The organism is Bacillus sp. VA15 (assembly GCF_055721145.1).
Genome location: NZ_JBVQPQ010000006.1, coordinates 61,526 through 75,771, shown reverse-complemented (window position 1 = coordinate 75,771; position 14,246 = coordinate 61,526). Strand labels below are relative to the sequence as shown.

The 14,246-nt window shown below is 44.9% G+C and carries 12 protein-coding genes; 1 reads left to right on the top strand and 11 read right to left on the bottom strand.

The features are described from left to right. Positions 1 to 3: 3 nt before the first annotated feature. From AC0DBE_RS15565 to AC0DBE_RS15550, 4 genes are read right to left on the bottom strand one after another with little or no spacing between them, the layout of a single operon-like run. Entirely contained in the window at positions 4 to 1,485 is a 1,482-nt protein-coding gene (locus tag AC0DBE_RS15565; protein ID WP_472962796.1) for a Na+/H+ antiporter subunit D, read from the bottom strand. After that, positions 1,478 to 1,819: a Na(+)/H(+) antiporter subunit C gene (locus AC0DBE_RS15560; RefSeq protein WP_003220730.1), complete on the bottom strand. Its 342-nt coding sequence runs from the start codon at positions 1,817 to 1,819 to the stop codon at positions 1,478 to 1,480. Before AC0DBE_RS15560 ends, AC0DBE_RS15565 begins: the two co-directional genes overlap by 8 nt. Next, on the bottom strand, positions 1,819 to 2,250 hold the full coding sequence (locus AC0DBE_RS15555; RefSeq protein WP_014114977.1) for a Na(+)/H(+) antiporter subunit B: 432 nt from the start codon (positions 2,248 to 2,250) through the stop codon (positions 1,819 to 1,821). The genes AC0DBE_RS15560 and AC0DBE_RS15555 overlap by 1 nt, the downstream gene beginning before the upstream one ends. Continuing rightward, positions 2,243 to 4,648: a Na+/H+ antiporter subunit A gene (locus tag AC0DBE_RS15550; protein ID WP_061188036.1), complete on the bottom strand. Its 2,406-nt coding sequence runs from the start codon at positions 4,646 to 4,648 to the stop codon at positions 2,243 to 2,245. The genes AC0DBE_RS15555 and AC0DBE_RS15550 overlap by 8 nt, the downstream gene beginning before the upstream one ends. Positions 4,649 to 4,877: 229 nt before the next feature. Between AC0DBE_RS15550 and AC0DBE_RS15545 the strand changes: the two genes are divergently transcribed. Then, a complete protein-coding gene (locus AC0DBE_RS15545) occupies positions 4,878 to 5,093 on the top strand; it encodes a hypothetical protein (protein WP_072182178.1) in 216 nt (71 codons plus the stop codon). Between the two features lie 37 nt (positions 5,094 to 5,130). On the opposite strand, the gene maeN is transcribed toward AC0DBE_RS15545, so the two are convergent. The 7 genes from maeN to maeL all read right to left on the bottom strand — a co-directional run bounded on the left by maeN (position 5,131) and on the right by maeL (position 14,092). Continuing rightward, positions 5,131 to 6,477, bottom strand: coding sequence for a sodium/malate symporter MaeN (gene maeN / locus AC0DBE_RS15540; RefSeq protein WP_014114974.1), 1,347 nt, complete (start codon positions 6,475 to 6,477; stop codon positions 5,131 to 5,133). 154 nt (positions 6,478 to 6,631) lie between these two features. After that, positions 6,632 to 7,591, bottom strand: coding sequence for a guanosine ABC transporter permease NupQ (nupQ, locus tag AC0DBE_RS15535; protein WP_472962792.1), 960 nt, complete (start codon positions 7,589 to 7,591; stop codon positions 6,632 to 6,634). Then, a complete protein-coding gene (gene nupP / locus AC0DBE_RS15530) occupies positions 7,592 to 8,638 on the bottom strand; it encodes a guanosine ABC transporter permease NupP (RefSeq protein ID WP_003241062.1) in 1,047 nt (348 codons plus the stop codon). Beyond that, a complete protein-coding gene (nupO, locus tag AC0DBE_RS15525; RefSeq protein WP_072182201.1) occupies positions 8,631 to 10,163 on the bottom strand; it encodes a guanosine ABC transporter ATP-binding protein NupO in 1,533 nt (510 codons plus the stop codon). The genes nupP and nupO overlap by 8 nt, the downstream gene beginning before the upstream one ends. Positions 10,164 to 10,238: 75 nt before the next feature. Further along, entirely contained in the window at positions 10,239 to 11,318 is a 1,080-nt protein-coding gene (gene nupN, locus AC0DBE_RS15520) for a guanosine ABC transporter substrate-binding protein NupN (protein WP_061188040.1), read from the bottom strand. Positions 11,319 to 11,790: 472 nt separating this feature from the next. Then, positions 11,791 to 12,498, bottom strand: a complete 708-nt coding sequence (gene maeM / locus AC0DBE_RS15515; protein ID WP_003220739.1) for a two-component system response regulator MaeM — start codon at positions 12,496 to 12,498, stop codon at positions 11,791 to 11,793. Next, complete coding sequence (gene maeL / locus AC0DBE_RS15510; RefSeq protein WP_072182180.1) at positions 12,491 to 14,092, bottom strand: two-component system sensor histidine kinase MaeL; 1,602 nt, start codon at positions 14,090 to 14,092, stop codon at positions 12,491 to 12,493. The genes maeM and maeL overlap by 8 nt, the downstream gene beginning before the upstream one ends. Positions 14,093 to 14,246 lie beyond the last annotated feature (154 nt).

Here is a 14,246-nt window from a genome sequence, read left to right as displayed (position 1 = left end):
GATCTACTCCTTCAAAACAGCTTCAATATATTTTTCCGGATTCAGCAACGTCTCGGCCGCTTGATCAACGTAAGGTGACACCCATTCTGTACCCAATCCGAAGAGAAGAGACAGTAAGAGAAAAATAGCTGCCGGATAAAGAAGTCCTTTAGCTGTTCTATGATTTGGTTTTGGTGTTTCTTTTTCTTCGCCCCAAAACGCATGTATAAAGATCCTCAGCACAGAGTAAAGTACGAGCAGACTCGAAAGCAGAATCAGCATGGAAATCGTAAATTCACCTTCTGTGAAGCCGCCCTCTGCAATTTTCAATTTGCCGACAAATCCGCTGAGAGGCGGGATGCCCGCAAGAGAAATAGCTGAAATGAAAAACATCCATCCTAGAACAGGATAGCGTTTGATCAGCCCGCCCATTTTGTGTAGGCTCGCTGTTCCAGTCAATGCGATCAGCGTCCCTGCCAGCATAAATAAAGCGCCTTTAATCAGCATATCGTGAATCAGATAATAAATCGCGCCTTGGATTGATGCGGGGGTATGAACTGCCACACCGAACAAAATCACGCCGACAGCAGTAATAATGTTGTAGATCACAATTTTCATGACATCCGAATAAGCGAGTGAACCGATAACACCGAAAATCACAGTCAGCGCCGCGAGCCAAATCATCAGCTGATGGGTAAAGGCTGTATCGTGAATAAAAATCAATGTGAAGACCCTAGTGATCGCGTATAAACCGACTTTTGTGAGCAATGCGCCGAACAACGCGGAGATTGCCGCCGGAGGCGCGTAATAAGAGCCTGGAAGCCAAAAGTAGAGGGGGAAGATTCCGCCCTTCATGCCAAATACCAAAAGCAGCAGGACACCAATCACAGTGATCAGCCCGGTTTGTCCTGATTCGCTGATTTTCACACTAAGATCGGCCATGTTTAACGTACCGGTTACAGCGTATAAAAAGCCGACGCCGATGACAAACAAGGCAGACGATACGATATTAAACACAATATATTTAAGGGACTCCCGCAGCTGAATTTTTGTGCCGCCTAATACAATCAGCATATAGGAAGCAATAAGCAGGAGCTCAAAAAACACGTACATATTAAATAAATCGCCTGTTAAAAACGCTCCGCTGACACCGGCAAGCAAAAACTGAACACCAGAGTAATAAAAGGAACGCTCCCGTTTTTCACCGACGGAACGGAAGGAATAAAGCACAACCAATAAACCAATTATCGATGTTGTGAGAACGAGCAGGCTGGCGAATTGGTCTGCGACCAGCACAATGCCGTACGGCGCTTTCCAGTCGCCCAAACTGAGTGTCTGGATACCATTTGTAAAGACAGTCTGTACGAGTATGCCACTGATCACAATCCCGATTGCCGATGCCGCAGTGCTGAAGATCCGCATGAGCATAAGATTCTTCGTCATGAAAATCAGCAGAATGGCCGACAGAAGCGGGATCAGGATTGGCAAAATAACAAAATTATTCATGTTGATCATTTCCCCTCATTTGATCCATATCGTCCGATTTCAATTCCTGATAAGCGCGAAAGGCCATGACGAGGATGAATGATGTAACGCCAAATGAAATGACAATTGCGGTCAAAATCAGGGCTTGCGGAAGCGGATCGACAAATGATTTGGCATGCTCGCTCAAAATCGGAGCGGCACCTTTCTTTAATCCTCCCATAGTCAAAAGCATTAAATGAACGCCATGGCTTAACAGTGCTGTTCCGATAATGACGCGAAGCAGGCTTTTAGACAGCAGCAAATACGTAGCAGCCATAAAAATAATACCGGCTAAAACAGCCATTAAGATTTCCATTATTCTTCCTCTCCAATCGTTTGAATAATGGTCATCGTAATGCCTACGACAACTAGATAAACGCCTAAATCAAATATCGTCGCCGTGGCGAGCTCCGTTTTCCCGAGGATCGGCAGCTGAAAGTATCCGAATGTGTGGGTTAAAAAAGGAGCCCCGAAGACAAAGGAGCCAACCCCGGTTAATACAGCGAGCAGAAGGCCGGCTCCCGCGATATAAATGAAATTAACCGGCAAAATGGAACGCACGGTTTTTAAATCATATGCCAAGAGCAATAGAACGATGGAAGAGGACGTGATCAGTCCGCCGACAAAGCCTCCTCCTGGTGCGTTATGCCCTGATAAAAATAAATAGAAAGAGAAAAGCAAAATGATAAAGGATACCAGCTTTGTCACGGTTTGAAGAATCAAGTCATTTGTTTTTTGTTCATTCACCGCTTTTCCCCTCCTCTTTTACTTTTGTTTTAATCATGCTGTAAATGCCAAGAGCGGCAATCGTTAACACCGTAATTTCAAACATTGTATCAAAGCCCCTGAAATCAACGAGGATGACATTGACGACATTATCCCCTCCGCCGAGATCGTGGCTGTGTTTTAAGAAGAAGGATGAAATGCTGTCTTTTGTCCGCTGGCTTGATGATGCGATACCAAGCAGGGTGACGATAATACCAACGCCTAAAGCAATGATAAAGTTCGTCAATCGGAACGTTCTCGTTTTCTTTTTCAGCCTCAGTTTCGGCAGATGATAGAAACAAAGCAGAAACAGTGCCACAGAAATGGTTTCAATGACAAGCTGGGTCAAGGCCAAGTCCGGCGCTCTGAAAATCACAAAAAACAATGCGAGCGCATAACCGACGACACCAAGTGAGATAATCGCCGTCAGTCTTGATCTGGCAAAAACAGTTGCCGCTGTGGCGCTGATCATCACAAGCGTCAAAATGATTTCGTATACGCCGATTTTAGCCATGCCTTCTGTTGTAAAGGAAAATCCGCCTTTGATGACAAAAGCTCCGCCCATCAGAATGATGAAACCAGCGAAGATATACAGCAAGTAATCCCTTAAAAACCCGGTCATATATTGCTTTGTGACTCGGTAAGACCCTTTCTCCATCAGCGTCACAAGCTTGTCGTATAACCGGTTGAGTGTGAGCTTCGAAGGAAACAGCTTATAGATTCCCTTCCACTTATTCAGCGACAAATATCCGATGGTGCCGATAACAATAATGCCTGCAGTCATCAGCACTTCTGTATTCAACCCGTGCCACTGTGAAATGTGAACATGGAATTTCTCATGGCTGTCCAGCAGTGTCGGATAGATCGAGTTCATCGCAGGCTCTATCAAGCTGTACGACAATATATTCGGGAAAAAGAAGAGACTGACAGCCAAAGCGACAAGAATGACAGGTGATACGAGCATGCCAATCGGCGCTTCGTGAGCCTGTTTTTTAAGCTGTTCAGGCTGGTAACTTCCTCTGAATGTTTTAAACAGCAATTTCATGCTGTAGATAAACGTAAATACGCTTCCGATCCAGGCGAGAACAGGGAATAGAATGCCCCATGTCTGTACGTTGAACAGATCGAAATGTGTCACGCGAAGCATGCTTGTGAAAAACATTTCTTTACTCAAAAACCCGTTAAACGGCGGAAGGCCGGCCATTGAAAATGTTCCGATTAAGGAAATCGTAAATGTAATCGGCATTATCGCCATCAGGCCGCCGAGCTTCCGGACATCCCGTGTGCCTGTTTCGTGATCGATAATCCCGACTGCCATAAACAAGCTTCCTTTAAAGGTAGCGTGATTGATTAAATGGAAAATGGCAGCCATGGCGGCAACTGTATAATATTCTGTATGGCCGTAATGAAGGGCCGCAGCACTGACTCCGAGCATGGAGATGATCATTCCGAGCTGGCTGACGGTTGAAAATGCCAAAATCGATTTTAAATCAGTTTGTTTCACGGCATGGAATGAACCCCAAACCATCGTAAAGAGCCCGACGAGGGAAACGATCCAAAACCACTGAGCAGAAAAAGCGAAAATAGGACTGAATCTCGCAATCACATAAATGCCGGCTTTGACCATAGTAGCTGAATGGAGATAAGCGCTGACAGGTGTCGGAGCTTCCATCGCATCAGGCAGCCAGATATAAAAAGGGAATTGCGCGGATTTCGTAAATGCCCCTAATAAAATGAGAATCATAGCTGGGATAAACAAGTCGTGGCCGGCAATTAATTGAACCTGATGAATCATCTCTCTAATACTGAAGGAATCCGTTATCAGATAAAGGAGAATAAATCCGCCGAGCATGCACAGCCCGCCGCTGACCGTTATCAAAAGTGATTTGGCGGCGCCGTAGCGCGACTTTTCACGTTTATACCAATAGCCGATCAGTAAAAAGGACGAAAGGCTGGTAAGCTCCCAAAACATGTAGAGAACCATGACATTGTCTACAAGAACGACACCGAGCATGGCGCCCATGAACATCAATAAGTAGACATAAAAGGGCCCAAGCTGTTCTTTTTCTTTCGATAAATAAAAAATGCTGTAAAGAGTGACCAAAGAGCCGATGCCTGTGATCAGTAAGGCGAATAATAATCCGAGACCGTCTATATAAACGGTAAAGTTAATGCCAAGTGAAGGAATCCACTCAAATACCGACCGCAGTGTTTCTCCAGATTGTGTCATCCTGATCATTGGGAGAAAGTATATAAACAGCAAGACGGGCAGGATCAACACAAACCAGCCCGTGTGCACTCTTTTTGCGTATTTTGCCAAAAAGGGAATGATAAAAGCAAATAAGAAAGGCGATAAAATAGCAAAATGTAAGAGCTGCAAAGTTAGACCTCCTTTTTCTCTTTCTCAATTGAAAAATGCGCTATGTATCAAATATACGGTCAAACGACCTAGTCCAAATTATATCGCACTTTTCTGCAAGCTGCCATGCTTCGAACTGCGCAATGAGATTTTATGAGTTCTTTTGACCTCAAAATAAGTCTAACAAAAATAATGTCATTTGTATATTTAAAATCATTCCTGATCAAGCTGAATGTAAGGAGCTGGTCATGTGAAAAGAAAGGTATTGATGTGCTCAGGTTTATTCTGCTCAGTATTTGCTGGGGCATTCATTTTGAATCAATATGACGGGCGCAGCGGTGCGGAGGCTAGTGAGGAGTGGGAGCTGTATTTATTGGAGCACCACCTGTCAGCCAGATTGAGTGAAATGGAATCAATGGATCTGCCGTTTGGCCCCCGAGAGTATATCCGGATTGTGAACAGATAAAAAAAGAGTTCCGCATATAACGGAACTCTTTTTCTGATTATGAAGTGAAAAAACGAAGCAGAACTGTCGCACAAATAACTGTACCTGCACCGCCGAGGCGGGTGGAAATTTGGGCGAACGGCATAAGGCCCATTCTTCCTGACGCTGATAAAATCGCAACATCACCAGTTCCGCCGAGACCGCTGTGGCAGCAGGTAACGATTGCAGATTCAACCGGGTACATGTTCATCAGCTTGCCCACAAAATATCCAGAAGCAATCATTGCGATAACAACTGAAATACAAATGATGACAAACGGAATAGAAATCACAGATGCCACGTCATCCAACGGAATAAAGAGGATGCCGAGACCGACCATCAGCGGCCATGTAAAGCTTGAAGAAATAAATTTATAAAGCTGGTAAGCGCCATCCTCCATTTTTTTCGGAAGAATATTTGCATATTTGACAGCCGCAGCTGAAATAATCATTAAGATCGCGCCCGGTATGAAGATGAATTTCTCCAATAATCCGCCGAAAATAAAGAATGTACACGCGAGCAGAACGCCGGCTCCCATCAATTTAAAATCAATTTTTGCTTCCGCTTCTTTTTGATTGAAAATCTCATTTGCTTTTTTAGATTTGACGAGGCGTCCGTTTCCATTTAGATCAGGCCGCTTATCGCCAAGCTTTTTCATTAAGGCAGCACAGATGATAGCAAAAACGTTTCCGATAATAGCAGCAGGGACCAGCTGAGACACATACACATCAGCGGATGAACCGAGTATTTGTGAATAAGCGATTGAGAGCGGTAAAATTCCTTCGCCTATTCCCCCGGCAATAATCGGAACAACAACAAAGAAAAAGGAATCGTAGGCACTGTAGCCAAAAATAAATCCGACAAGGATGCCGGCCGCAACTGCTGCGATCGTTCCTGCAACAAGCGGAACGAACATCCTGATAAACCCTTGTATTAAAACAGTTCTGTTCATTCCGAGGATACTTCCCACAACCAGACAAGCGATATAGAAATAAAGGAAGTTAGACGTTTTCATCAGATTGGTTACAGCGTCTAAAGATGTTGAATTCAGCACATTGTAAAAGACTAAAAATGAAGGAACAAACAAAGATAAAATGGCAGGGCCGCCAATATCCTTCAATATCGGTATGCGTTGGCCTATGTCTCCAAGAAACACACCAAGAATCATGATGATGGCAAACCCGCCAAGCATATTTGCCGGCAGCTCATTGTAATAGGCTGCAAGAATAATAATAACAGCTAATACTGTGTATAATGGCAGAGGAATCACACCGATTTCCCAAGACCAGATTTTTTGAAACAGGTTTTTCCCCTGTGGGTCTTTTTGCTCAGGTGAAATTGTCCCCGTTTTTGGAATTGCTCCCATGTCATACACCCCCATGTATTGTTTGTTACAGTCTACAAGAAAGCGTTAACACTTCATATTTTTTTAAGTTAAAAAACTGATAAACAATTAAATTAAGAGGGTCTTTTGGATTAGAAAAAAATCCCTGAGAAGCGTCTTCCCAGGGGAGAGTGTTTTATCTTTTTCCTTTAATATAAGGCACGCCATTGGCTTTTGGCGCATCAGCCCGCCCGATAAAGCCGGTTAAAGCGAGAATCGTTAAGACATAAGGGGCCATCAGCATATACACATTTGGTATGTCTTTAAAAATAGGGAGAAGCGATCCAATGATGCTTAAGCTTTGGGCGAATCCGAAAAACAGGGCGGCCCCCAGTGCTCCAATTGGATGCCATTTTCCGAATACAAGCGCTGCCAGTGCGATAAAGCCTTGTCCGGAGATGGTAGAGTGCGTGAAATCAAGCGCAATCGTGGAGGCATATACGCCGCCGCCGAGACCGCCGAACAATCCGCTGATCATCACGCCGATGTAGCGCATTTTATATACGTTGATTCCCATCGTATCGGCCGCCATCGGATGCTCTCCGACAGAACGGATACGAAGGCCGAACGGTGTTTTGAACAAGATAAACCAAGAAATAAAGGCCAATGCAATTGCAAGAATAGACGTATAATAGACATCCGAAAAGAAGATTTTTCCCAATACAGGAATGTCGCCCAAGCCGGGAATTTTCGTTTTATAAAAAGGCTCAGGGATTTTGTCTGTCTGCGCTTTGCCGTAGATCAGTTTTACAATAAATAAAGTTGCCCCGAGCGCCAGCATGTTAATGGCGACGCCGCTGACTGTCTGATCGGCGCGAAACGAAATGGCCGAAGCCGCGTGAATCAGTGAGAACAGCGCGCCTGCTGCCATGGCGGCAAGGAGTGAAAGCCAAGGCGCGGCGGCACCCAATTCCGGACCTAAAAATAAATTAAATAACACGCTGGTGAACGCCCCGATAATCATGAGGCCTTCAAGACCGATATTCACAACTCCTGATCTCTCGGAAAACACGCCGCCGAGAGCAGTTAAAATAAGCGGGGCGGCATAGACGAGTGTGGCTGGGACAATGATGGATAAAATCTGCACAAAGTCCACTTAGTTCGCCCCCTTTTTCTTCAATTTGTCCATGACAAAACGAATTGCGTAGCTTGAAGCCACAAACAGAATGATAATGGCAATCACAATATCGACAACCTCTGATGGAACGCCTGATTCAATCGGCATATTTAAAGCACCGATTTTCAGTCCGCCGAGCAGGCATGCAGCCAGCACAACACCGACAGCTGTGTTCCCCCCGAGAAGAGCGACAGCGATACCGTCAAAGCCTACGCCGGTAAATGCGCCTTTCACGGCTGCGTATTCGAAAGTCCCAAGCCCCTCCATGGCTCCTGCAAGACCTGCAAAAGCACCTGAGATGAGCATGGAGGTCATGATATTCTTCCGCACGCTCATACCGGCATACTGGGAAGCGTGCTGGTTGAATCCGACCGCTCGAAGCTCAAATCCCTTTGTTGTTTTGTTGATGATAAACCACATGACAACTGCTGCGAGAAGAGCAACGATGATCCCCCAATGCAGCCGTGAATAATCGGTTATCTGTTCAAGAAACGGCGAGCGAAGGGAGGCGGATTCGTGAATTTTCTCCGTCTTATCCTGACGATCTGTCAAGACGTTTGAAATGATGTAATTGGTCATATGCAGCGCGATATAATTCATCATAATGGTAACAATGACTTCATGAACGTAGAAGCGCGCTTTCAAAACACCGGGAATAAAACCCCATAATCCTCCTGCAGCCGCCGCTGTAATCAGTGCGAGCGGCATGTGAATATATGCCGGTCCGTCAAACGCTGTCCCGACCCAAACAGCTGCTGTCCAGCCGACGAGCAGCTGGCCCTCGACGCCGATATTAAAGAGTCCAGTTCGGAATGCAAAGGCGACAGCCAACCCCGATAAAATATAAGGTGTAATTTGCCGGATGGTTTCTCCGACATAATAGATTTCTCCGAATATCCCATTCCACAAAGCCGAATATCCGCTGATCACACTGTATCCGCTCGCAAGCATAATCAGCGCGCCGGCCGCAAGACCGAGGATGATTGCAATGAGGGGCACGAGTAAATGAGAGAGACGTTTAACCATTTGCTTTCCCCGCTTCCTTTTGCATGCTTCCTGCCATCAAGAGACCGAGTTCCTGCTCAGTGGTGTCCTGCGGATCGACGGTAGCGATAATATGTCCTTCAAAAATAACGGCGATTCTGTCACTGAGATTCATAATTTCTTCAAGCTCAAACGAGAGGAGAAGAACGGCTTTTCCAGCATCACGCTGCTCAATGAGCTTTTTATGGACAAATTCAATCGCTCCGACATCAAGGCCGCGAGTCGGCTGGGCGGCGATTAATAAATCAGGATTCCGGTCTACTTCCCGCCCGATAATCGCTTTTTGCTGGTTTCCGCCTGACAATGCCCGGGCGTGTGTATATTCATCCGGCGTTCTGACATCGTACTCGCTGATCAGGCTGCGTGCTTTTTTGTACATTTCGCCTTTATGTAATACGCCAAATGCTGCATACGGCTTTTTGTAATAGCTTTGCAGCACGATATTTTCTCCGATCGGAAAATCAAGGACGAGACCATGTTTATGGCGGTCCTGAGGAATATGCCCGATTCCGGATTCGGTCACTTTTCTTGGCGTCAGGTTTTGGATTTGTTTTCCGTTTAAGGTGATTGTTCCTGAATCTGTGTTGCGAAGGCCTGTTATTGCTTCAATCAGCTCCGACTGCCCGTTTCCGTCAACGCCGGCTATGCCGACAATTTCTCCTGCTTTGACAGAAAGCGATAAATCCCTGACTGTCTCTACTCCGCGGGTATCCTTTACAGTCATTCCGTCAATCGCAAGCACTTCCGCTCCCGGCTGAGCAGCCTTCTTTTCGGTTTTGAATGATACTTCGCGGCCGACCATAAGACTGGCGAGCTCGTCTTTGTTTGTATCACGGACATCAAGTGTTTTGATGCCTTTTCCTTTGCGGATAATGGTAACGCGGTCACAAACCCCCATAATCTCTTTCAGTTTATGGGTGATTAAGATAATTGATTTTCCCTCATTGACCAGATTCTTCATGATTTGCATCAGTTCTTTGATTTCATGAGGGGTCAATACAGCCGTCGGTTCATCAAAAATCAGAATGTCGGCCCCGCGGTAGAGGGTTTTTAATATTTCTGCACGCTGCTGCATGCCGACAGATATGTCAGCGACTTTTGCTCCGGGATGAATCTGAAGGCCGTATTGGTCGGAAATGTCCTGCACCTCTTGGACAGCACGCTTCCGGTCAATTCTGCCAAACTTTTTTGGCTCTTTGCCGAGAATAATGTTTTCAGCAACTGTAAAGGTGTCAACAAGCATAAAGTGCTGGTGTACCATCCCGATGCCAAGGTCATTCGCTTTGTTCGGGCTGTTGATGTGCACCTTCTCGCCGCGCACCCGAATTTCACCCCGCTCCGGCTGATATAGCCCGAAAAGGACATTCATCAACGTTGATTTCCCCGCTCCGTTTTCACCGAGCAACGCGTGTATTTCGCCTTTTTTGACCTGAAGATTGATATTGTCATTGGCGACAATACCAGGAAACTCCTTGCGGATATTGAGCATTTCAATGACATATTCCACTGATTTGACCGCTCCTTTAATCAAAATAAAAGAAAAACAAGGGATAAGGGCTCGACCTCCTTATCCCCGCGATTCTTATTCAGCTTTGAAGGTTTTCAGCTCTTTCTCAGTTGCCGGCACTTCCAATCCGTCGATGATTTTTTTCTTCCATTTATCAACCGCTTTGATCACATCATCCGATAGATTTTGTTGAGATGAGGAAATGCCGACCCCGTCCTGATCAAGGCCGTAGGTGAGTGTTTCGCCGCCCGGGAACTTTCCTTCGCGTGCTTTTTTCGTTAAATCTTCAACCGCTGTATCTACTTTTTTGACCATGGAAGTGAGGGTGACGTTATCATCTGTTCCTTCTACCTGGCCTTCTGCGTATTGGTCTTTATCGACACCGATGACCCAGACATCGCGTTTCGGATTTTCTTTTTTTAGGTTTTTCGCTTCAGTAAAGACACCTGTCCCAGTAGCGCCTGCAGAGTGATAAATAACATCTACGCCGGATTTATACATGCTTTCGGCGGTGGCTTTACCGACATCGGCTTTATCGAAACCGCCTGCGTATTTCACTTCGACAACGGCTTTAGGGTTTACAGCCTGCACGCCAGCACGGAAGCCGACCTCGAATTTTTTGATTAATTCTGATTCCATGCCGCCTACAAATCCGATTTTTCCTGATTTGCTTGATAGGGCTGCGGCCACTCCAACGAGAAATGAGCCTTCCTGTTCTTTAAACGTAATACTTGCGACGTTGTCTTTATCAACAACAGCATCTATGATCGCAAAGTTTGTATTTTTGCGCTGATCAGCAATTTCGCTGATTGAGTCCTCCATTAAGTAGCCAACCCCGTAAATCAAGTCGAAATTCTCGCGTGCTAATTTATTTAAGTTCGTTGTATAGTCTGCATCTGATTTTGATTGAAGGTAGTCGTAACCGTTTTTGCCTTTTTCCAGCCCGTTCTCTTTGCCGAAGGCTTGAATGCCTTCCCAGGCTGATTGGTTGAAGGATTTGTCATCTACTCCGCCTACGTCAGTAACCATCGCCACACTGAATTTATTTTTATCTTCGCTGGAGCCGCTGCTTTTTTCGCTGTTTCCGCATGCTCCTAATATGGTGCCTGCTGCGATCACAAGTGACATCGCCAATCCGATTTTTCGTTTATTCAAAGATATAACCCCCCAGAAAAATTTGGTTCAAAGCTGATCCGGCCAGTCATGTGATGGGCTGTCTGTACAATTTCTAAGAATCGATAAAATTTTCTGATAATAACAAATGGAATGCGCTGAGACAGTTCTGATCTTCCCTGAATAAGCGTGGTGTGAGTGTTTCCTTCGAAAGGAGGGGAAGAGAAGGATGCGGAAGGCGTTCCAGGCGGAAAACCGTGACATCTTTTTCTGAAGTGAGACTTATGACTTAGTTTTGGGATCAACTAACCAATCATAATTTATCATTTTACTCACAAGAAATAAATAGAATTTCGCATAATTTTTTTAAAAATATCTATTTTTAGAATTGTTTGCTCAAAAATGTAAAAAGGCTCTATATTATTCTTGTATAACTAATCACCAATAGAATCAAGCAGCTTGGCAAGAGATATGACAAAAAAAACGCACTGCTCGGAGTGAACAGTGCGTTTTTTTATAGATATTGCTTAATTCCATTAAGGTTTCCTGTGTTGACGTTGTACTGAAACACAGGTCTTCCGATTGTACCGTACGCCATTTCTACATTTAGAACCTGTATATCTTCAAGAAACTTCAAGTATTTTCGTATGGATACTTGAGAGATTTCTGTGTGCTTTGCCAGGTCTTCTGTTGTAAAAGATTCATTTTCAAATGACTGGATACTGGACCAAATCAGCTTCAGCGTGCTTTTTGTCAGGCCTTTAGGAAGCTGTACTTTTTCTGTTGCTTCTTTCTTTTGGAAAAGCTCGGCGTCCAGTTCTTTCTGGCTCATGTTGCGATGGGTTGAATATACCTTTTGTTTTCGTCTGTAATCAGACAGGGCAGTTTGGAAACGTTCAAATTCAAACGGTTTGATTAAATAATCGACAGCACCGTAACGAAGTGTTTTCTTGATAACGTCAAGCTCGCTGGCCGCCGAGATGACAATCACGTCAACCGCTTCATTTTGGGCCCGCAGTTCGGTTAGCAGTTCCAGCCCGTTTTTACCCGGCATATAAATATCGAGCAAAATAAGGTCGATGTGATGCTCTCCTAAAATATGCAGAGCGCTTTGAAAGGAAGAGGCGATGCCTTTCAGCTGAAAGCCTTCTATTTGGCTTAAGTATCGTTTATTTAATTCACCCACCATGGGGTCATCTTCAACTATTAGTACATTAATCATGATTTTCCTCCTTCGGTTCGTACGGGACGCGAAGACTGAATGTCGTTCCTTCATTCTCTTCGCTTGTGAGGATCATTTGGCCCTTTAAATTTTCGATGCTTTGCTGTGTAAAATAAAGGCCGAATCCCCGGTTTTTGCCCTTTGTTGAATAGCCTTGCTCAAATACTTTGGCTTGGTCTTCTTCAGACATGCCTGCTCCAGTATCGGTAATTTCAATGTCCAGTATGCTGTTATGAAAGCGCATGGACATGGTGATTTGTTTTTTCGGCATATCGGCAACGGCGTCTAGGGCATTGTTGATGAGATTTCCGATGATTGTAATGAGTTCATGGATGACAGAAGGGTCTGCCGCGTTCGGGATGACACCTTTGCATTCTATATCAAGATTTGCGCCCTGCTCCCGTATGAAGCTCTGTTTTCCGAGCAGAAAACCGGCCAGTACGGAGCTTTTGACATCGTTTATAATTTCGCTTGTTTCTGATTTTTGCTGAATGGCAATATCTTTAATATAATCTCCAAGATCGTCATACTCTTTCAGCTGGACGAGGCCTAATATCACATGCAGTTTGTTCATGAATTCATGAGACTGCGCTCTCAATGCGTTTGCATACATTTTAACACCGGAAAGCTGTTCAGCTAAATGTTTTACCTCGGTTTTGTCCCGGAATGTCGCAATCGCTCCGACGGTTTGTCCTTTCAGCTGAATGGGAACTTCATTAAACACAAGCTCTAATCCGTTAATGCGGACGTCTCTGTCTTGAAGCGGTTTTTTTGTCTCAATGACCTTTTTCAAGCGGCTTTTCGGCAAGATGTCATTTACATCCTGATCAACGGGATTTGTGTTGATGCCCATTTTCACGAATAGACGCTTTGCTTCCGCGTTGGCAAGTTTGATTTTACCGTGTTCATCGACAGCAAGTATTCCTTCCTTCGTCGATTCCAGCATCGCGCTCCGTTCTTCAAGAAGAGTGGCAATTTCATAAGGTTCAAGTCCGTACATGATATTCTTCACCGTACGTGCGACGATAACAGCCCCGATTACACCGACGAAAATGCTGACGCAGATAATAAAGTAGAGCGGCCGTAAGCTGTGGCTGATCACTTCATCAATTTCATTTACGGTGATGCCGACCGCGACTGCACCGACCTGTTTTCCATTCTCCGCGTAGACAGGGACGAATGCTCTTTGCGATTTCCCGAGCGTGCCAGAGGCAGTGCTGATGTGGACATGACCATTTAATACTTCCGATTCATCACCGCCCCTGAATTTTTTTCCGATTTTGTTCGGGTCGGGATGGGTTTTACGAATGCCGTCCATATCCATGACGACAACAAATTCCGTGCCCGTGATTTTCTGAACCCTCTTTGTGTAGCTTTGCAGTTCCTTCTGGTTTTTTCCGCTTTCTAAAGCAGAAGCTGTGATCGGCGCCTCGGCTACCATTTCAGCAGTCTGCAGCGCAGTGGCTTTTTCCTGATCTCTAATCCGTGTGGTGGTTTGGGCACCTACTGTAAAAAATGTAATGAGCAACGCGATTAACACAACGATACAAACAAATATGGTGAGTCTGGTTTGCAGTTTCAATGTTTTTTTCATATAAAACTTCCTTACGTTTTATGATTCCTGCGTACTACTTTACTCTCAAAATGCTGCTTTGTGAAGATTTGGGATCGTAATTCGTAAAAAGGAGAAAAAATGGAATAATTTATCTTGTCAATGTGTTTTAAGTCCTCCATAATAAATGAGGTAG

What these genes read in the sequence shown, in the direction of transcription:
- AC0DBE_RS15565 (WP_472962796.1), bottom strand. Translation starts at nt 1,485, where the DNA reads ATGAATAATTTTGTTATTTTGCCAATCCTGATCCCGCTTCTGTCGGCC.
- AC0DBE_RS15560 (WP_003220730.1), bottom strand. Translation starts at nt 1,819, where the DNA reads ATGGAAATCTTAATGGCTGTTTTAGCCGGTATTATTTTTATGGCTGCT.
- maeN (WP_014114974.1), bottom strand. Translation starts at nt 6,477, where the DNA reads ATGGGAGCAATTCCAAAAACGGGGACAATTTCACCTGAGCAAAAAGAC.
- nupP (WP_003241062.1), bottom strand. Translation starts at nt 8,638, where the DNA reads ATGGTTAAACGTCTCTCTCATTTACTCGTGCCCCTCATTGCAATCATC.
- maeM (WP_003220739.1), bottom strand. Translation starts at nt 12,498, where the DNA reads ATGATTAATGTACTAATAGTTGAAGATGACCCCATGGTGGGTGAATTA.
- maeL (WP_072182180.1), bottom strand. Translation starts at nt 14,092, where the DNA reads ATGAAAAAAACATTGAAACTGCAAACCAGACTCACCATATTTGTTTGT.